Below are 17,972 nucleotides of genomic sequence, written 5' to 3' on the forward strand. Positions count from 1 at the left end.
CGCTCTCCAAAAGATTGATAGCAAAGGTCCCTTGCTACTTCTCGCTGGTCAGGAGCCGGTTTTGGCGGGTGACGGCTTCTGGCCGTTCGCCTTCGGACCGTTCTGCTCACCTTGTCCGTTCTTCGGCGCCGCGGCGGGCGCCGAAGAAGCGGTCTTGGCGGGAGCTGGCTTGGCCGGAGCCGGGGCGGCGGCCTTCGGCGCGGGCGCTTCGGCGGGCTTGCCCGCCGGCTTTGTTTCCTCGGCCTTGCTGTCGCCGCCGACGAGCTTCGAAGCGTGCGGGATCACCGACTCCTCGGGCAAGGCGGCGAGCATCGCCTCGCTGCCCTTCAGGACCTCGTCGGCCTGCATCAAGCTCTTGCGAGCCTGCTCGCGAATCTCCGCCAGCCGCTCGACCTTCCGCTGGGCGGCGGTCGTGCGCTGGGCGGCGGTCGTTGTGGCCTCGTCGAGCCGGCGCTTGGCCTCGGCCGTCGCTTCGTCGACGCGGCGCTTGGCCTCCGCGGTGGCCTCCGCGATCCGGCGCTCGGCCTGGTTCTTGCTGGCCGTCTGCTGGTCGGCGATGTGCTTCTCGTGCGACGTGCGCTGAGCCGTGATCGTCTGCTCGAACTCACGCTCGATCTTGCGGCGCTTGCGTTCGGCCTCGTTGTCCAGCAGTTCCCGGCGCTGGGCGGCCTCGACCGTCAGCCGCTGGACCTCGGCCCGCGTCTCGGCGAGCGCGGATTCGTGCTCGGAGTGCAGCGCGTCCGCCTGCTTGTCCAGCTCGGCGAGGAGCCGCGTGTAGCGCTCACGGAGCTTCTTCGAAGCCTCACTCGAGGACGCCCAGTGCTTCTCGGCCGCGACCTCGGCACGCTTCGTGATCTCGTCCGCGCGCGCTTGCGCGAGCGTGACGGTGCGCTGCATCCGCTCGTCGAGGTCTTCGAGTCGCTCCGGCGGCTTCTTCAGCTCCTCGATTCTGGCGTTGAGCTTCGCCACCTCGTGGCGCACGGTTTCGAGTTCACGCGCGGCCGACGTCGCCTGCGCGATCGCGGCGTCGCGGTCGGTGATCACGCGATGCAGCTGGGCTTCGAGATGATCCAGATACTGGCGCACTTCGTTCCGGTCGAAGCCGTGCCAGGCCTGGGTGTACTCGCGCCGCAGGGGCAACAGGCCGTTGTCTCGCTCGGGAACCATGGTCACGACGGTACCTGCGTACTCGGCGTCGCCGTTGCCAGGCTTGGCGATTCACCGACGTGTGTTGGCCCCTAGCTGCTGTCCCTCACCTGAACGGCCGCCACCCGTGTGCGCAGTGTCACCAATGGAAGCCGCGGCTGAGCCGGGCGAGGGCCACCGCCGCCCGGGACAGATGCTGCTCGCCCTTCCCGATCTTGAGTCCGCCGCCGCCACCCGCGGCCGCGGAGTCCGGGAACACACGGAATCCTTGATAGGCCACGGCATCCGTGAGTCCTGGGGTGAGCGTGTACGCGAGCCCGATCGCCTGCCCGGCAGGTGTGCCGATGTGTTTCGGACGTTCCTTCAGCGCCTTCATCACCATGTCCGCGGCCTGATCCGGCGATTTCGTCGGAAACGCGTCGTAGATCTTCGTCGGCCGGATCATCGGTGTGCGCACGAGTGGCATGTGGATGGTCGTGAAGGTGATTCCGTCGCCGTGGGTCTCGGTCGCGGCGATCCGGGAGAAATAGTCCAAAGCGGCCTTCGACGCCGCATACGCGGAAAAGCGCGGCGCGATTCCCTGCACGCCGATCGACGAGACGTTGACGATGTGCCCGAATTTCCGCTCGGACATATGCGGCAGCACGGCGAGGATCAGCCGGACCGCGCCGAAGTAGTTGATCGCCATCGCGCGCTCGTAGTCGTGGAACCGGTCATACGACAGTTTGATCGAGCGCCGGATCGACCGGCCGGCGTTGTTGACGAGCATGTCGATCCGGCCGTGCTCGGCGAGCATCGCGTCGACGGCCTTGCGCACCGACTCTTCGTCGGTGAGGTCGGCCGGGTACACCGACGCCGTACCGCCGGCGGCGATGATCTCGTCCCGGACCTCTTCGAGTTCGTGCTGCCGTCGCGCCACGAGCAGCGGCACCCCGCCCGCGGCCGCGACCTTGATCGCGGTCGCCCGGCCGATACCCGACGACGCGCCGGTGATGATCACGCGCCTGCCGTCCAGTTCGCCGCGCGGGCCGTGCTTGCGGGCACGGAACGGGTCAAGGTGCTCCCGCCAGTAGCGCCACAGCGTGGGCGCGTAATCCTCGATCCGGGGCACCTCGACGCCCGAGCCGATGAGTGCCTTGCGCGTCGACGCCGACGAGAACACCGACGGGAACGCCATGGTCTCCAGCAGTACCGGCGGGATGCCGAGCCGCTCCAGCACCGCGTCGCGCGCGATCGTGAAGCCGGGGATGTGCTCGCTCAGCTTCACCAGGTTGACGATGGCCTTGGAGACGCGTTCGTTGAGCTGCACGGAGATCGTCGGCGCGCCGGCCGCCTTCGCGAAGGCGTTGTAGACCGAGACGACCGGCTGCGGTTCCGGGTTGACCAGGTGGAACGCGCGCCCGTCCAGGCCAGGCGTGGTGATCAGCGCGTTCAATGACTCGGCGACGTAGTCGACCGGGACGACGTTGGTGTCGCCGAGGTCGGGGCCGACGATCGGCACGTCGGGCAGCCCGGCCAGCCTGTTGATCGCGGGGAACAGGTAGTACGGGCCGTCGATCTTGTCCATTTCGCCGGTCTCGGAGTTCCCGACCACGACCGCGGGCCGGTACACCCGCCATGGCACGTCCTGCTGTTCGCGCACGAGGCGCTCCGCCTCGAACTTCGTGCGGTGATACGGCGTGACGAGCCGCTGGCCGACGTCGAACATCTCCTCGGTGAACATGCCCTCGTGGTCACCGGCGACGGCGACCGAGGACACGTGGTGCAGGCGGCCCGCGTTCAGCTCGGCGGCGAGCGCGATCACCTGCGCGGTGCCTTCGACGTTGGCCTTGATGCTGTCTTCGTCGTCGGCGGTGAGGTCGTAAAGGGCGGCGAGGTGCACGACGTGATCGACACCGCGAAGCTTCTCTCGATCGTCTTCGCCGACCCCGAGCAACGGCTCGCCGAGATCACCGGTGACGAGGGTGACGCGTTCCGGATGCGGCCAGGCGTTCACGAGTTCCGCGAGTTTGTCCCGTGAGGACGCGCGGACGACGAGCGCGACCTTGTCGACGTCCTCCCTGGTGAGCAGCAGCCGGGTGAACTGGCGCCCGATCAGTCCGGTCGCCCCGGTCACCAGAAAAGTCGCCATCCGCTTCACCCTTCACCGTGCTCGCCCGCGTCCACCGGCATTCTGCTGCATGACGACGGTGCTGACCACCACGGCATCGGTGAAGTTACTAACGGGTAACTAGGCCGGGTCGGCGATGGCGACCCGGTTTTCGGCGTAGCCGGTTTCCCCGCCGACCCAGCGGCCGCCGCAGGTGACGAGGACGATCCGGTGTGGACCGGACTGACCGAACAGCTCGTCCGCCCGTTGCGGCAGCTCGTTCTTCTTCAGCGTGATCAGCTGGGAAATCTTGTACTGCCGAGACTTCCCCGCCTTGTCGACCACGGTGACGCCGCCGCCGATCCGCTCGGTCCACAGCTCCGCGAACGGGCCTGTCGCACCCTTCCAGTTCACGTGCCCGGCGAACACGCTCGCCCCGGTGGCCGAACTCAGCTCGGCCCCCCACCAGGTCACCTCACCGAGGTTCTCCGGCACCGGCAGCTCCGCGCCCGGCCCGAGGTCCTTGCGGATCAGTTTCGCCGCGCCGCCCGCGGGCAGCCGGATCGTTCCGGGACCCTGCGGTTTCGGCGCTTCGGGTTCTTTCGACGGCGGTGGGGCGGCGGCCGACGACGGCGGCGTCGTGGGGGCGATCTCCGGCGGAGGCGTGACTTCCTGTTGTGCGGGCGCCGCCGGGGCCCCACCCGCGACGGAGACGGAGGCGGGCTGTGCCGTCCCCGCCACCACGGTCGTCGGCGGCCAGATGATCAAGGCCGCGACGAGGTCCGCGCACAGGACCGTGACGGCTCCCAGCGCGAACCCGCGTCGTACAGACATTCCCGAACCTCTTCAGCGTCGCGAAGACCGCCGCGCGGCCACGCCCACCATCACCGAACCGAGCAGCGCGAGCGCGCCGACGCCGAGGATCCCGGCGGTCGACGCCGAGTTCTCGACGGTGCCCTGCATCATCGCCACCGGCCGGTCACCGGCGGGAATGGCGCGTGGCACCTCGTTGGGCGTGTTGGCGACCTTGAGCGCCAGCGTCTCACCCGGTTTGACCTCACCGCAGGCGGACGGCGGATCCTTCGGGTCGAACGCGTTCGTGTAGCCCGGCGGCGCGTTGACCTCGACCACGCAGATCTCCTGCGGGGTGCGCAGGTTCTCCACGGTGACCGTCCCGGTCTCACCCTCGGTGGTCACGACGGTGGGCTTGCCGTCGGCGCCGTGGAGCGGCTTGCCGTCCTGGCCGACGGCGGCGGTGGTCTTGTCCTTGGCGGTGATCCGCAGCGTGGCGCCCGCGATGCCCTTGTCGGTTTTCGCGTCGACCTTGGTCACCTGGACCTTGCCCGGCTTCGAGACGACCGCGACACCTTGGGCCTTCAGTTCCTTCTCGCCGCCGGTCGACACGACCTTCTGAACACCGGTCTCGACGGGGAACTGCACGTAAGGCCGGTCCGCGGGGGCGGACAGCGAGCTGGCCAGCTTCGGCTGATCACCGGTCGGCGTCACCTTGACCGTGACTGTGCCGTCTTCGCTGGTCTGCACCGTGGTGGCCTTCGCGGCCTTGGCGGTCGAAGTCGACGCGGGCTTGGTGCTCTCACCGCTTTCGACGGTCGCGTTCGATGGCGTGAGCTGCACCGGCACGCCGGAGACACCCTTGCCCATGGCGTTCTTGACACTGATCGTCCACTCGCCCGCGGTGCCGATGTGCTGGTCTTCCTTCGGCGGCGCGATGGCGGTGGTCCACGGGCCACGGTTCGCCTCGGCGTCCTTGGTCAGTTTCTCGACGGCCGTCGCGGCGTCGGCGTGCTGCGCTTTCAGCTCGGCGAGTTGGCCCTGGACGTCGTAGCCGATCTTGTCGGGCTTGAGGTCCGGTTTGAGGTCGGCGTCGGAGCGTGGCTTCGACGTCCATGAGTGCAGCAGATGCGCGAGCGCGGCCGCCTCGGCGTTGTCCTTGGTGCCGCCGTAGCGGAGCAGCAGGTAGGAGATGTTGGCGGCGGTGTCCTCGGGGAGCTTCGCGCCCCACTTGTCGAGGAGTTCGTCACCGGGCTGGTACTTCTCGTTCGTGTCCGGAGCCTTCAGCTGGAAGGAGACGCAGAACACGTGCTTCCCGCCGACGACGTAGGAACCGAGCCAGTCGCGGTCTCTGGGCTTGCTGTCGACCGTCTGACCGGGCGTGACCTGATAGCCGACGCCTTCTTCCTTGGCGGCCGAGGCCGGTGTCGCCGCGACGGTGGCCGACAGGGCGCCGAGCAGGCACGTCGCGATCAGGCTGGTCAAGGCGCGCGAACGCACGCTCGGGTGTGTGGTCCACCCCATGGTGTGTTGACTCCTTTGGCCGTGTGCTGCCTTCGACGCCTTTACGCCGACGCAGGTCACACGATCGATAGGTTCCCCGACACGCCTTCGGTGATTATCCGAACACGCATCGTGCAGGGTGGCCTGTGATCAGCGGTTTTGGCAAGAGGTCATCAGGTGGGGTATCGGTGAACGGTCGTGATCTCCGCCGCATACGGTGTGGGGGATGGGTATCTCCCCGAATGTGAGTAAAGTCGTCTTTACTTCGACGGGAACCGGGCGGCCCCCGCGGTCGTTGAACCCGATGCAGGTGCCAGTAGATCCAGGAGGATCAGGTGCGATCCAGTAGCAACCCGGCGTTCCGGAACCTGCCGCGTGGCGCGGCGGAGTACGGACCCAACGTAGGCTTCAACCAACCCCAGGGCGGGGTGCCCGGCTACGGCCCTCCGCAGACCTCCGCCGGCGCTGACGACCGTCCGATGACCGTCGACGACGTCGTCATCAAGACGGCGCTGAGCCTCGGCACCGCGCTGGTGACCGGTGTGCTCACCGCGATCTGGGCGATCAGCCAGATCCCGCTGTCGGCGTCCGGCAAGATCCTCGGCATCCCCGGTGCCGTGATCGGCGCGCTCGTCGGCTCGATGATCGTCGGCCTGGTGATTTCGCTGGTGATCATCTTCAAGAAGATGCCCAGTGGCCCGCTCACGCTGGCTTACTCGGCCGTCGAGGGTGTCTTCCTCGGTGCGATCAGTGGTCTTTTCGAAGCGCTGTATCCCGGTATCGCGCTGCAAGCGATCGTCGGTACCGCCGGCGTCTTCATCGCGATGCTGGTCGTCTACAAGACGGGTGCGGTCAAGGTAACCCCGAAGTTGACGAAGTGGATCATCGGCGCCGTGGTCGGTGTCGCGATCATGATGCTGGTCAACCTCGTCACCAGCCTGTTCTTCGGTTTCAACCCGCTGCGTGACGGCGGTCCGATCGCGATCATCTTCAGCCTCGTGGTGATCGGTGTCGCGGCGTTCAGCTTCCTGCTCGACTTCGACCAGGCCGACCGGATGATCCGCGAAGGCACGCCGTCGAAGTGGTCCTGGTACGTCGCCTTCGGCCTGATGACCACACTGGTCTGGCTGTACCTCGAGATCCTGCGGTTGCTGTCGTACTTCCAAAACGATTGACCCGGGTCTTTCCGTGGAAGGGCGCTCCGAGCGATCGGGGCGCCCTTTTCCGTCACGGTGAATACTCTGCTGACATGACCGAGCAGAAACGTTCGAAATGGTTCTGGGTGGGCATCCTGGTGCCGGTCGCGATCGTGGTGATCAGCGCGGCGACCTGGGTCACCGGATACCTCTCCAGCGCGGACGGCACCGTGGTGGGCGACTGCTACGCGGTCACCACCTTCGGCGACGTCGATGCCGAACCGGCGAAGGCGGACTGCGGTTCGATCGAGGCCAACACGAAGCTCGGCGCGAAGGCCGAAAGCGGCGATGCCTGCCCTCAGGGCGAGTACGACCAGTTGACCGTCGACCGCACGTTTTCCTCCTACAAACTCTGCATGATGATCAACGCCAGGCAGGGCGACTGCTTCGAGAACTTCCTCGCCGACAGCGTGGCGTACCAAAAGGTGGAGTGCTCGGATCCCACGAAGGACGCGGAGGTCGTGAAGGTCATCGAGGGCGCTTCGGGTGATACGGCTTGCGACAGCACCGAGGCGACCGATCTGAAGAGCTACTCGACGCCGCCTTCGACGGTCTGCGTCAAAGCCGGAAAATAGCGACCTCGACCAGGGCCTTTCACTCGTATGGGGGGCCGATGCGTAGCATCGATCACGGTAAGTGTTTGATACCGAGGTTCTCATTCCTCTTCACAACTGTGAGGTTTCTCGGTGACCACTTCCCAACCGGCCCCTGGGGGCCAAACGCCGGTGGGACAGCCCGACGCTTTCGGTCCGCCTCCCGGCGTCCAGCCGGCGGCACCCAAGCGGTCCAAGTTCGCGTGGCTGAAGTTCGCCCTTCCGATCGTGATCGTCGTACTCGTCGCCGGCGGGTACGCGGTCAACTACTTCACCGGCACCGACGGTGCCAAGGTGGGTGACTGCCTCGCGGTCACCGAATTCACCAGCAAGGCCGACCCGAAGCAGGCCGACTGCGGGACCGCCGAAGCCAACGTCAAGGTCGCGGCGAAGGTGGGCGACAACGAATCCTGCCCGGAAGGCGCGTACGACGAGTACTCGCAGTCGGGTCGTATCTCGTACAAGCTCTGCCTGATGGTCAACGTCAAGCAGGGTGACTGCCTGGCCAACTTCGGCGCCGGGACCGCGGGCTACAAGAAGGTGCCGTGCTCGGACCCGGCCAAGGAGGTCGAGTTCGTGAAGATCGTCGACGGGCAGGCGGACAAGGCGGCGTGCGAAGGCACCGAAGCCACCAAAGCCATCAGCTATTCGACCCCGCCGACCACGATGTGCGTCATCGAGGGCGACAAGTAGTACCTGTTTCTCCGTGAAGGCCTCCTTCCCTCGGCTCAGCCGAGGGAAGGAGGCCTTCACGCGCTCCGGCCGGACGGCGCGGGAGCAAGGGACCTTCGGTATCGCCGCCGCCATCCGGGCGCGGGGGAGCGGCCATTCGTCGCACAGTGTGGGACGGGCTGCGACCGGATGGTCACCGGCCCTAACGTTGCTCGTCCCCAACCGCCGATCGACCTGGAGTCCTGGTGGCGACGACAGAAACCCAAGCCGGTGAGAAGAAACTCCTCGACTTCCCGACCTCCTGCGCCGCCCCGATCCCGCGACCGGAGGAGCCGATCAAGATCGTGCCGCTGGCCGTCGCGGGTGCCTTCGCGGTCGGACTGACCTGGTACGTCTGGGCGGCGCACGGGGCGAAGTTCGGCGTCCTGATCATTCTCGGCCTGCTGCTCGGCCTCGCGCTCTTCCACTCACGCTTCGGCTTCACTTCGGCCTGGCGCCAGCTGATCGCGGTCGGCAACGGTCAGGGCCTGCGGGCGCACACGCTGTTGCTCGGCACGGCCGCGACCCTGATCGCGTTGATCGTCGGCACCGGCTCCGGACTGTTCGGCAGCACGCCGAACCCGACCGCGGGCGGGCTGGGGCTCGCGCTGTTCGTGGGCGCGACGATCTTCGCCATCGGCATGCAGCTGGGTGGCGCGTGCGCGTCGGGAACGTTGTTCGCGGTCGGTTCCGGACAGTCGACGATCGTGCTGACCCTCGGCGGGTTCATCACCGGTTCGGTCCTCTACACGTGGGCGTATCCGCTGCTGTCGGGCTGGCCCGAGTTCAAGGGGATCCTGCTCGCCGACCACGTCGGCTGGTTCGGTTCGTGGGTGATCACGGTCGCCGTCCTCGCCGCGATCGTGGTCGGCACCCGGTTCGTGCAGAAGCGCCGCAACCCGCCGCCGGTCGACGTCGTCCCGACCGCGCACGGGTTCGCCCGGATCTTCCGCGGTTCCTGGCCGATCCTCGTCGGCGCCGTCGTCCTCGGTGTCCTGGCGGGCGCGGTCTTCCTGGTCTCCGGCGGGATCTGGGGTGTCACGAGCGCGTTCAGCCTGTGGGGCGCCAAGATCCTTCAGGTGTTCGGGCTGCACCCCGAAACGTGGGAATTCTGGCGGCTCAAGGCGAACGCGGCTTCGCTGGCGGCGCCGATCTGGAAGGACAAGAACAGCCTCACCGACATCGGCATCATGATCGGCGCGGGGGTCGCCGCCGCGGCCGCGGGCGCGTGGAAGATCCACAGCTCGATCCCGTGGCGTACCGCCGTCGCCGCCGTGCTCGGCGGGATCCTGATGGGTGTCGGGGCGCGGATGGCGGGTGGCTGCAACATCGGCGCCTACCTCGGCGGGATCTCGGTCGGCAGCCTGCATGGCTGGCTGTGGGGGGTGTTCGCGCTCGGCGGCACATGGATCGGGCTCAAACTGCGGCCGCTGTTCGGGCTCGGCAATCCGGTTCCGACGGACAGCGTCTGCTGATCACTGTCGGTAACGCTCTGTACGCGAGTCTGCCCTTTCGGTCCGCATGCGGGAAAAAGTTGGCAAGTAAAACCCGTGTTCGGCTACCCTCGGCTACATCTTCGCGCTTGTGCATCGAGGCACAAGCGCTTTGGGGGAAGGCCTGGCGACGGCGCCGGGCGTCAATTCCGCAGTCGCGACCGGCGGGGGTCGTCGCGTCAGCCGAGTACCAGGGGACGGATTCTTCATGTCAACGCAAAGTCCGGCCGCGCCGGGCGGCGACAAACTCGACGCGGGCGTGCTCAAGGTCGCCGCCGTCGTCATCCTCGGCGCTATCATGGCGATCCTCGACACGACGGTCGTCAACGTCGCGCTCCAGAAACTGACCATCGAGTTCCAGACCTCGTTCGACACCATCCAGTGGATCGCGACCGGCTACATGCTGGCGCTGGCCACGGTCATCCCGATCACCGGCTGGGCTTCCGACCGGTTCGGCACCAAACGGCTCTACATGACCGCGATCGGGCTGTTCCTGATCGGCTCGATGCTCGCCGGCATGGCATGGGACGTCGAATCGCTGATCGTCTTCCGGGTCTTACAGGGCTTCGGCGGCGGCATGCTGATGCCCGCCGGTATGACGATCCTGACCAGGGCCGCCGGACCGCACCGGATCGGGCGCGTGATGGGCGTGCTCGGCGTGCCGATGCTGCTCGGCCCGATCGGCGGCCCGATCCTCGGTGGCTGGCTGGTCGACGCGGTGAGCTGGCGCTGGATCTTCTACATCAACCTGCCGATCGGCCTGATCACCATGGCCCTGGCCTGGCGCCTGCTGCCGAAGGACCGGCCGGAACCTGGCGAGCGGTTCGACTTCGTCGGCATGCTGATGGTGTCGCCGGGCCTGGCGGCGCTGATCTTCGGCGTTTCGAACATCCCGTCGGCGGGCGGTGTCGGCGCGGTGGAGGTCTGGCTGCCCGCGCTGGCCGGGGTCGGGTTGCTGGTGGCGTTCGTGTTCCGGGCGAACCGGGTCACGAACCCGCTGGTCGACCTGCAACTGTTCAAGAACCGGTCGTTCTCGGTCGCCATGGTGACGATGACCTTCTTCTGTGTCGCGTTCTTCGGCGCGATGCTGCTCCTGCCGACGTATTTCGTGCTGGCGCGCGGTGAATCGGCGATGAACGCCGGTCTGCTGCTCGCCCCGCAGGGGTTCGGCGCGATGCTGACCATGCCGATCGCGGGCCGGTTCGCGGACAAGATCGGCGCGCGGAAGATCGTGCTGCCCGGTCTCGTGCTGATGCTCGCCGGGCTGATCGCCTTCACCCAGCTCACCGCGACGACGCCGTACTGGCTGCTGCTTTCGGCGCTGTTCGTGATGGGACTCGGCATGGGCGCGACGATGATGCCGATCACCTCGGCCGCGTTGCAGACGCTCAAATCGCAGGACATGGCGAAGGCGTCGACAGCGACGAACATCCTCCAGCAGACCGCGGGCGCGATCGGCGCGGCGGTGCTGTCGATCATCCTGGCGGCGCTGCTGGCCGGGAAGTTCGGCGTGCCGACCGCGCAGGGGCAGCTGGCGGCGACGGCGGCGGTGTCCGACCCGGCGACGCACGAGGTGGCTTCGGGGCTGACCGCGGACGCGTTCTCGACCACGTTCCTGTGGTCGATGATCCTGCTCGCGCTGTGCCTGATCCCGGCGGCGTTCCTGCCGAAGACCAAACCCGCGCTGCCCGAGGGAGTCGACGGCGAGGTCTCCGCTGCCCCGCCGATCATGACCCACTAGGGCCCGGAAGGGAGCAAGGGACCTTTGCTCACGTTCGTTAGCACGCTAACTGACGTGAGCAAAGGTCCCTTGCTCCCTGTCCACAGGTCAGCAGGTCAGGACAAGCGCTCCAGGACCATCGCCATGCCCTGGCCGCCGCCGACGCACATCGTCTCGAGGCCGAACTGCTTGTCGTGGTGCTGAAGCGAGTTGATCAGCGTCGAGGTGATCCGCGCGCCGGTCATGCCGAACGGGTGGCCGACGGCGATCGCGCCGCCGTTGACGTTCAGCTTGTCGAGGTCGATCCCGAGGTCCTTGTACGACGGGATGACCTGCGCGGCGAACGCCTCGTTGATCTCGACGAGGTCGATGTCGCCGATGGACATCCCGGCGCGGGCGAGCGCGCTCTTCGACGCCTCGACCGGGCCGTAGCCCATGATCTCCGGCGACAGTCCCGAAACACCCGTCGAGACGATGCGGGCGAGCGGCGTCAGACCCAGCTCGCGAGCCTTCGTGTCCGACATGACGATCACCGCGGCGGCGCCGTCGTTGAGCGCGCAGCAGTTGCCGGCGGTGATCCGGCCGTCGGGGCGGAAGACCGGCTTGAGGCCGGAGACGCCTTCGAGGGTGACGCCGGCGCGCGGACCGTCGTCCTTCGAAACCACGGTGCCGTCCGGCAGGGTCACCGGGGTGATGTCCTTGGCCCAGAAGCCGTCCGCGATGGCCTTCTCGGCGAGGTTCTGCGAACGGACGCCGAACTCGTCCATCTCCTCGCGCGAAACGTTCTTCAGGCGCGCGAGGTTCTCGGCGGTCTGGCCCATCGCGATGTAGACGTCCGGGATGGCACCGTTCTCGCGCGGATCGCTCCAGCTGTCGGCACCTTCGGCGGCCATCTGCGCGGTGCGAGCCTCGGCGTCGGCGAACAGCGGGTTGTGGGTGTTCGGCCAGGAGTCCGCGCTGCCGTTGGCGAAGCGCGAAACGGTCTCGACACCGGCGGAGATGAACACGTCGCCTTCGCCCGCCTTGATCGCGTGCAGTGCCATGCGGGTGGTCTGGAGGCTGGCGGAGCAGTACCGCGTGATCGTGCACCCGGGCAGGTGGTCGTAGCCGAGTTCGACGGCGACCGCGCGGCCCATGTTGAAGCCCTGTTCGCCACCGGGGAGACCACAGCCCAGCATGAGGTCTTCGATCTGCGTCGGGTCGAGTTCGGGGACCTTGTCGAGCGCGGCGCGGACCATCTGCACGGTGAGGTCGTCCGGGCGGATGCTCACCAGCGACCCCTTGCCGGCGCGGCCGATCGGGGATCGGGCGGTGGAGACGATGACGGCTTCGGGCATGGAACGACACTCCTTCGGGTCGCGCAGGATCCGGATCCAGATTCGCTAAGCGGGTGCTCACCTCATCCTCCACCGCCGGGTGGTGCGGGTCAAAGGCGAACGCGATCCACGCCACTCTTTTCGGGGGCACGGCTGGGAGACACAGCCGGGACAGTCCGATGGCACAATCACCGGCTGTGGGGAGCGAATCAGCCATTGGTGAGCATCGAGTCCTGTCCACTCGCACCATCGCGTTGTGGAGCGCCGGCGTCCTGATCGTGGCCGGACTGGCGGCGATGCTCCTCCTCTGGCGGCTCGGCGGCGGAACCTCGCAGGATTCCGCGAAGCTCGACGCACTGCGTACGGCGGCGAACATCGTCGTCGGTACCGGTGGGGCGGCCGCGCTCCTGCTCGCCGCCCGGCGCCAGCGCTCGGCCGAACTCGACCTGGTGCAGAAGGACCACGACGCCACCGAGCGCCGGATCACCGAGATCTACAGCAAGGCGGCGGATCAGCTCGGCAGCGACAAAGCGCCCGTGCGGCTCGCCGGGCTCTACGCGCTCGAACGGCTGGCGCAGGATTACGAACCGCAGCGACAGACCATCGTCAACGTCATCTGTGCCTACCTGCGCATGCCTTTCGACCCGGCCTCTGCCGATCCCGAAGCCAAGCAGGAGATCCAGGTCCGGTTGACCGCGGAACGGCTGCTCGGCCTGCACCTCCGGTACGTCGAGGGCGAGACGAACGGAGCGTTCTGGCCGGACATCGACCTCGATCTGGTCGGCGCGAAGCTGACGAAGCTCAAGCTGGTGAAGTGCCGCATCCGCTCGGCGGTGTTCCAGGAAACGGAGTTCGCCGACACGACTTCGTTCCGGAACACCACCTTCACCAGCAAGGCTGATTTCAACAACGCGCGGTTCACCGGACTGGTGGACTTCCGCAGTGTGGACTTCGGAAGTGTCGGTTCCCAGTTCAAAGGGGCGTTATTCGAAAGTGAAACCGACTTCGGTGAGAAAACCGTCGCACGATTGAATGGTGCAGTCACCCGGACAGACCACGGACTGCGCCGGAAATGGCCGAAAGATTGGTCGGAACGGGCGATTCCCGGCCGGGAGGGTTACGCCGATCTGGTCACGATCACTGTGGAGTCAACAAAACCGATAGACTGTCGCTAATACCCACCGACTGAACCGACCATGGAGGGAGGTGCGGTAGGTATGCGTCCGGAAAATCGGTTCTCTTGCCTATGCGACGCGATTCAGCTGTCCTCCGGGACCGGGTTCGCGCTGTGCGCCTGCCGGTTCCTCCAGGACGGGATGGCGCTCCGACGTGTCGCGGCCCTCCGGCCGGGCATCCGTTGCACGCGCGGCTTGGTGGTCGCATGACCGGCGCAGCGGGAGCCTGACGGATCCCGCTCCACGCCGCCCGCCTGACCGACGCGCACCTGGGGGTCCGTCCGGCGTCAGCGTGACCCGGCCGGGTGGACTGCGCTGATGAGTCCTCGGCGGGGAAGCGTGCCTCGGACTGGACAGCCCCCGACCTGCGCCGATTAGGCTGTCACTCGTGGATTACGTCGAGCACATCGTGGACCTCGTGGGCAACACCCCTCTGGTCAAGCTGAACGCACTGGCCGAGGGGCTGCAACCGCTCATCCTGGCCAAGGTCGAGTACGTCAACCCCGGCGGCAGCGTCAAGGACCGCATCGCGCTGCGGATGATCGAAGCCGCGGAGCGCTCCGGCGAACTGAAGCCCGGCGGCACCATCGTCGAGCCAACGTCCGGCAACACCGGCGTCGGGCTGGCCATGGTGGCGCAGCGCAAGGGGTACAAGTGCGTGTTCGTCTGCCCGGACAAGGTCAGCGAGGACAAGCGCAACGTGCTCAAGGCCTACGGCGCCCGCGTCGTGGTCTGCCCGACCGCGGTCGCGCCGGAGCATCCGGACTCCTACTACAACGTCTCCGATCGTCTCGTGCGCGAGATCGAGGGCGCCTGGAAACCGAACCAGTACGCCAACCCGGAGAATCCCGCCAGTCACTACCACTCGACCGGCCCGGAACTCTGGCGCCAGACCGAGGGCAAGATCACGCACTTCGTCGCGGGCGTCGGCACGGGCGGCACGATCTCGGGCACCGGCAAGTACCTCAAGGAGGTCAGCGACGGCCGCGTGCAGGTCATCGGCGCGGACCCCGAAGGCTCGGTGTACTCCGGCGGATCCGGACGGCCGTATCTGGTCGAGGGGGTCGGTGAGGACTTCTGGCCGGAGACCTACGACCGGAGCGTCGCCGACCAGATCATCCCGATCTCGGACGCGCACTCCTTCGACATCACGCGTCGTCTCGCGCTCGAAGAGGGGCTGCTCGTCGGTGGCTCGTGCGGGATGGCCGTCGCCGCGGCGCTCAAGCTCGCCGAGGGCCTCGGCCCGGACGACGTCGTGGTCGTGCTCCTTCCCGACGGCGGCCGCGGCTACCTCACCAAGGTGTTCAACGACAGCTGGATGTCCTCCTACGGCTTCCTGCCGCCGGACTCGAGCGGCGCGACCGTCCGCGACGTCCTGATGAAGAAGAGCGGTTCGCTGCCGAGCCTGGTGCACAGCCACCCGAACGAGACGGTCGCCGAAGCGGTGGCGATCCTCGCCGAGTTCGGCGTCAGTCAGATGCCCGTGGTCAGTGCGGAACCGCCGCTCATGGCGGCCGAGGTCGTCGGCGCGGTCAACGAGCGCGATCTGCTCGAGGCGCTTTTCACCGGCAAGGCCCAATTGGCCGACCGGCTGGAGCAGCACATGTCGCCGCCGCTGCCGACCATCGGCGCCGGTGAACAGGTGGGTTCGGCGATGAACGCGCTCTCGGGCGCCGACGGCGCGCTGGTGCTGATCGACGGCAAGCCGGCGGGCGTCGTGACCCGGCACGACCTGCTCGCGTTTCTCGCAGGACGGTAAAGAGGCATTTCATCGGATGGCCGGGCCGGGCGTTACGAGCGGCCCACCCGGCTATCCGATAGCGTGTCGGGTGAGTTGAACTTTTATGTCCTCGTCAAGGGGGTTCAAGACCCAAATGAGTGCTCCGCAGCCACCGAATCAGCCTTGGGGTGGCGCCCAGCCACCGCAGGGACCCCCGAGTGGCCCCCAGCCGCAGCAAGACAACCCGTTCGGTTCCCCGGAACCGACCCAGGTGGTGCAGCCCGGCCCGCCCGCTCAGCCCGATTACGGGCAACCGCAGTACGGGCAGCCTTCGTATGAGCAGCCCCAGGGTGGCGGGTTCGGCGACACGCCGGAGCCCACACAGGTCGTGCAGCCGGGTTCCGGCGACGCGAACGCGACCCAGGTCGTGCAGCCGGTGAGCTCCGGCGGGGAGACCCCCGCCAGTGAGTCCACCCAGCTCGTGCCGCCGGGTTCGCAGCCGCCCGCCATCCCGTACGCCCCGCCGCCGAGCGCGGCCGACAACCCGGCCGCCGGTGCCTACGGCGCCCAGGGTGGCGGTTTCGGTCAGCAGCAGGGCTTCGGCGGGCCCCAGCAGGGCGGGTTCGACCCGTCGCAGGGTCAGCAGCAGCCCGGTTACGGCCAGCCGCAGCAGGGCTTCGGCGGACCGCCGCAGGGCGGTTTCGGCCAGCAACCCGGTTTCGGCGGACCTCCGCAGGGCTACGGTCCCGCTCCCACCGGTGGCGGCGGCGGGAACCCGTTGTTCGGGTTCATCGCCGGTGGCCTCGTCGGCCTTCTCGGTCTTCTCGCGCTGATCTTCAGCTTCGTCTACTTCGGCGACGCGAGCGACTTTTCCGAAGGGGTCGACAGCCAGTCCGCCAAGATCGGCCAGGAGGCTGTCGACAGGCTTCTCGACCAGTTCGGTCTGGCGTCGCCCGGCACCGTCTGGCTCTACGTGATCCTGTTGCTGGTCGCTTCGATCGTCGCGACGGCGGCCGGTGCCGGTCTCGCGCTGGCGGGCAAGCTTCCGGCCTCGCTCAAGAAGATCGTGCCGATCGCGGTCACCGCGAGCGGTGCGCTGCTGACCCTCTTCGGCATCCTGCTCCTCGGCGCCACGACCGCGTCGGGTGAAGGCATCCCGCGAGGTGTCAGCATCGGAATCGGCCTGCCGCACCTGATCTTCGGCATCCTGATCCTGATCATCGGTGTACTCGGCCTGATCCCGCCGACCGCGCAGTTCGTCGGCCTCGGTGGCGGCGGCTCGGTGCTCGGCGCCCCGCAGGGCGGCCAGCCCGGTGGTTTCGGTGGCCCGCCGCAGGGTGGCTTCGGCCAGCCGGGGCAGCCGGGTCCGTACGGTCAGCCGCAGTCAGGCCCCTACGGTCAGTCCGGTCAGCCGGGACCCTCCCCGAGCGGGTTCCCGCAGCAGGGGCAGCCCGGTGGTTTCGGGCAGCAGCCCGGCCAGCTCGGTCCGCCCAGCGGTGGTTTCGCCCAGCCGGGTCAGCCGCCGCAGGGTGGCTACGGCCAGCCGCCGCAGCAGCAGCACGGTGGTTTCGGGCAGCAGCCCGGCCAGCCGGGGCCGCCGAGTGGTGGTTTCGGTCAGCCGGGTCAGCAGCCCGGTCAGCCGCCGCAGCAGTGGTGATTCGCCGCCACTGAACGGTTTCGTTCAGAACGCCCCCAGCCTGTCGGCTGGGGGCGTTCTGTTTACGCCGATGTCTTCACGAATCGCCGCCACGACCTGGGCCACGGCGCTAGGGTGAGCGCCGTTAACCCACACCCGGCTGATGGGGGCGACGTGACCGGTCCGTACGGATATCCCGCACAGCAGCCAGGACCGGCCGGATTCGGATACCCCGCACCGCAGACGCGGCCGACCGGGGCGACGGCGATCATCGCGGCGTTGCTCGGGCTCGTCGCCGCGGGGGGCGCCGGGTACATCCCGGTCTATTTCTTCCTCAGACTGTCGTCCGGATTCAGCATCGACGATCTCCCCGGTCTCGTGCTCACCGTGCTGGGCCTGTACCTGCTGGCCGCGCTGTTCCTGCTGATCGGCGCGCTGTCGGCGTTCTTCCGCTCGGTGGCAGGCGTCGTCCTGCTGGTACTCGGTTCCCTGATGGTGATCGCCGCCGTCCTGATGGAACCGGTGGCGTTCAACGGGACCTACAGCCTGTACTTCCGTGCGCAGTTCGAGTTCAGGACGTTCGTCGCCATCGTGCGGGTGGTCCTGTTCGCGGTCGTTCCGCTCACGTTGATCTTCGCGATCATCCCGCCGACCCTGAAATACCTGCGCCGGCGGCCTTCCGCCGCCCCGCCGTATCGGCCGCGGGATCAGGTTCCCGGGCAAGGCGGTTGGTGAGATCCTGGACAGTCCGAACTCACCTGGGGAATTTCTCGGTCAAGACCGTTCTTCGGCGACCGCGATCGGCGCGGCCGCCCTCGCTTTCCTGTGCGGCATGCCCTGTTGCTCCTGCGGAAGTCGCTCGGCCGCACCCTGACGCCGGGA

At 67.7% G+C, this 17,972-nt stretch carries 14 protein-coding genes; 9 read left to right on the forward strand and 5 right to left on the reverse strand.

Annotated features, from left to right (window positions below; genetic code table 11):
• Positions 1-48: 48 nt before the first annotated feature.
• The 4 genes from BS329_RS12215 to BS329_RS12230 form a co-directional block, all read right to left on the reverse strand.
• Positions 49-1,167 (reverse strand): coiled-coil domain-containing protein, encoded by a 1,119-nt coding sequence (locus tag BS329_RS12215; RefSeq protein ID WP_076159470.1) that lies wholly within the window; start codon positions 1,165-1,167, stop codon positions 49-51.
• A 118-nt stretch (positions 1,168-1,285) separates the two neighbouring features.
• A complete protein-coding gene (locus BS329_RS12220) occupies positions 1,286-3,277 on the reverse strand; it encodes an SDR family oxidoreductase (RefSeq protein ID WP_076159473.1) in 1,992 nt (663 codons plus the stop codon).
• Positions 3,278-3,376: 99 nt separating this feature from the next.
• Positions 3,377-4,069, reverse strand: coding sequence for a class F sortase (locus BS329_RS12225; RefSeq protein ID WP_076159476.1), 693 nt, complete (start codon positions 4,067-4,069; stop codon positions 3,377-3,379).
• 12 nt (positions 4,070-4,081) lie between these two features.
• Positions 4,082-5,551, reverse strand: a complete 1,470-nt coding sequence (locus tag BS329_RS12230; protein ID WP_076159479.1) for a SpaA isopeptide-forming pilin-related protein — start codon at positions 5,549-5,551, stop codon at positions 4,082-4,084.
• A 314-nt stretch (positions 5,552-5,865) separates the two neighbouring features.
• Here BS329_RS12230 and BS329_RS12235 point away from each other — a divergent pair, with 314 nt between their 5' ends.
• From BS329_RS12235 to BS329_RS12255, 5 genes are all read left to right on the forward strand, one after another.
• Complete coding sequence (locus BS329_RS12235; protein WP_076159482.1) at positions 5,866-6,705, forward strand: Bax inhibitor-1/YccA family protein; 840 nt, start codon at positions 5,866-5,868, stop codon at positions 6,703-6,705.
• A 74-nt stretch (positions 6,706-6,779) separates the two neighbouring features.
• Positions 6,780-7,301 carry an LppU/SCO3897 family protein gene (locus tag BS329_RS12240; RefSeq protein ID WP_076159485.1) on the forward strand — a complete coding sequence of 174 codons (522 nt, stop codon included), beginning with the start codon at positions 6,780-6,782 and terminating at the stop codon, positions 7,299-7,301.
• Positions 7,302-7,412: 111 nt separating this feature from the next.
• Positions 7,413-8,012, forward strand: coding sequence for an LppU/SCO3897 family protein (locus tag BS329_RS12245; protein ID WP_143252981.1), 600 nt, complete (start codon positions 7,413-7,415; stop codon positions 8,010-8,012).
• 224 nt (positions 8,013-8,236) lie between these two features.
• Positions 8,237-9,505 (forward strand): YeeE/YedE family protein, encoded by a 1,269-nt coding sequence (locus tag BS329_RS12250; RefSeq protein WP_076159490.1) that lies wholly within the window; start codon positions 8,237-8,239, stop codon positions 9,503-9,505.
• Positions 9,506-9,731: 226 nt separating this feature from the next.
• Complete coding sequence (locus BS329_RS12255; RefSeq protein WP_076159492.1) at positions 9,732-11,264, forward strand: DHA2 family efflux MFS transporter permease subunit; 1,533 nt, start codon at positions 9,732-9,734, stop codon at positions 11,262-11,264.
• A 95-nt stretch (positions 11,265-11,359) separates the two neighbouring features.
• Here BS329_RS12255 and BS329_RS12260 read toward each other — a convergent pair whose 3' ends face one another.
• Positions 11,360-12,580, reverse strand: a complete 1,221-nt coding sequence (locus BS329_RS12260; RefSeq protein ID WP_076159495.1) for an acetyl-CoA C-acetyltransferase — start codon at positions 12,578-12,580, stop codon at positions 11,360-11,362.
• Between the two features lie 176 nt (positions 12,581-12,756).
• Here BS329_RS12260 and BS329_RS12265 point away from each other — a divergent pair, with 176 nt between their 5' ends.
• The 4 genes from BS329_RS12265 to BS329_RS12280 all read left to right on the forward strand — a co-directional run bounded on the left by BS329_RS12265 (position 12,757) and on the right by BS329_RS12280 (position 17,825).
• On the forward strand, positions 12,757-13,734 hold the full coding sequence (locus BS329_RS12265) for a pentapeptide repeat-containing protein (RefSeq protein WP_244197116.1): 978 nt from the start codon (positions 12,757-12,759) through the stop codon (positions 13,732-13,734).
• A gap of 388 nt (positions 13,735-14,122) precedes the next feature.
• Entirely contained in the window at positions 14,123-15,493 is a 1,371-nt protein-coding gene (locus BS329_RS12270) for a cystathionine beta-synthase (RefSeq protein ID WP_076159501.1), read from the forward strand.
• A gap of 232 nt (positions 15,494-15,725) precedes the next feature.
• Positions 15,726-17,111: a hypothetical protein gene (locus tag BS329_RS12275; protein ID WP_076159504.1), complete on the forward strand. Its 1,386-nt coding sequence runs from the start codon at positions 15,726-15,728 to the stop codon at positions 17,109-17,111.
• 153 nt (positions 17,112-17,264) lie between these two features.
• Positions 17,265-17,825 carry a hypothetical protein gene (locus BS329_RS12280; RefSeq protein ID WP_084749592.1) on the forward strand — a complete coding sequence of 187 codons (561 nt, stop codon included), beginning with the start codon at positions 17,265-17,267 and terminating at the stop codon, positions 17,823-17,825.
• Positions 17,826-17,972: the final 147 nt, after the last annotated feature.

Origin of the sequence: Amycolatopsis coloradensis (assembly GCF_001953865.1) — a bacterium.
Classification (GTDB): Bacteria; Actinomycetota; Actinomycetes; order Mycobacteriales; family Pseudonocardiaceae; genus Amycolatopsis; species Amycolatopsis coloradensis.

Excerpts from the sequence above, each read along its gene's own strand:
- BS329_RS12215 (WP_076159470.1), bottom strand. The coding sequence starts at position 1,167 with ATGGTTCCCGAGCGAGACAACGGCCTGTTGCCCCTGCGGCGCGAGTAC.
- BS329_RS12220 (WP_076159473.1), bottom strand. The coding sequence starts at position 3,277 with ATGGCGACTTTTCTGGTGACCGGGGCGACCGGACTGATCGGGCGCCAG.
- BS329_RS12225 (WP_076159476.1), bottom strand. The coding sequence starts at position 4,069 with ATGTCTGTACGACGCGGGTTCGCGCTGGGAGCCGTCACGGTCCTGTGC.
- BS329_RS12230 (WP_076159479.1), bottom strand. The coding sequence starts at position 5,551 with ATGGGGTGGACCACACACCCGAGCGTGCGTTCGCGCGCCTTGACCAGC.
- BS329_RS12240 (WP_076159485.1), top strand. The coding sequence starts at position 6,780 with ATGACCGAGCAGAAACGTTCGAAATGGTTCTGGGTGGGCATCCTGGTG.
- BS329_RS12255 (WP_076159492.1), top strand. The coding sequence starts at position 9,732 with ATGTCAACGCAAAGTCCGGCCGCGCCGGGCGGCGACAAACTCGACGCG.
- BS329_RS12260 (WP_076159495.1), bottom strand. The coding sequence starts at position 12,580 with ATGCCCGAAGCCGTCATCGTCTCCACCGCCCGATCCCCGATCGGCCGC.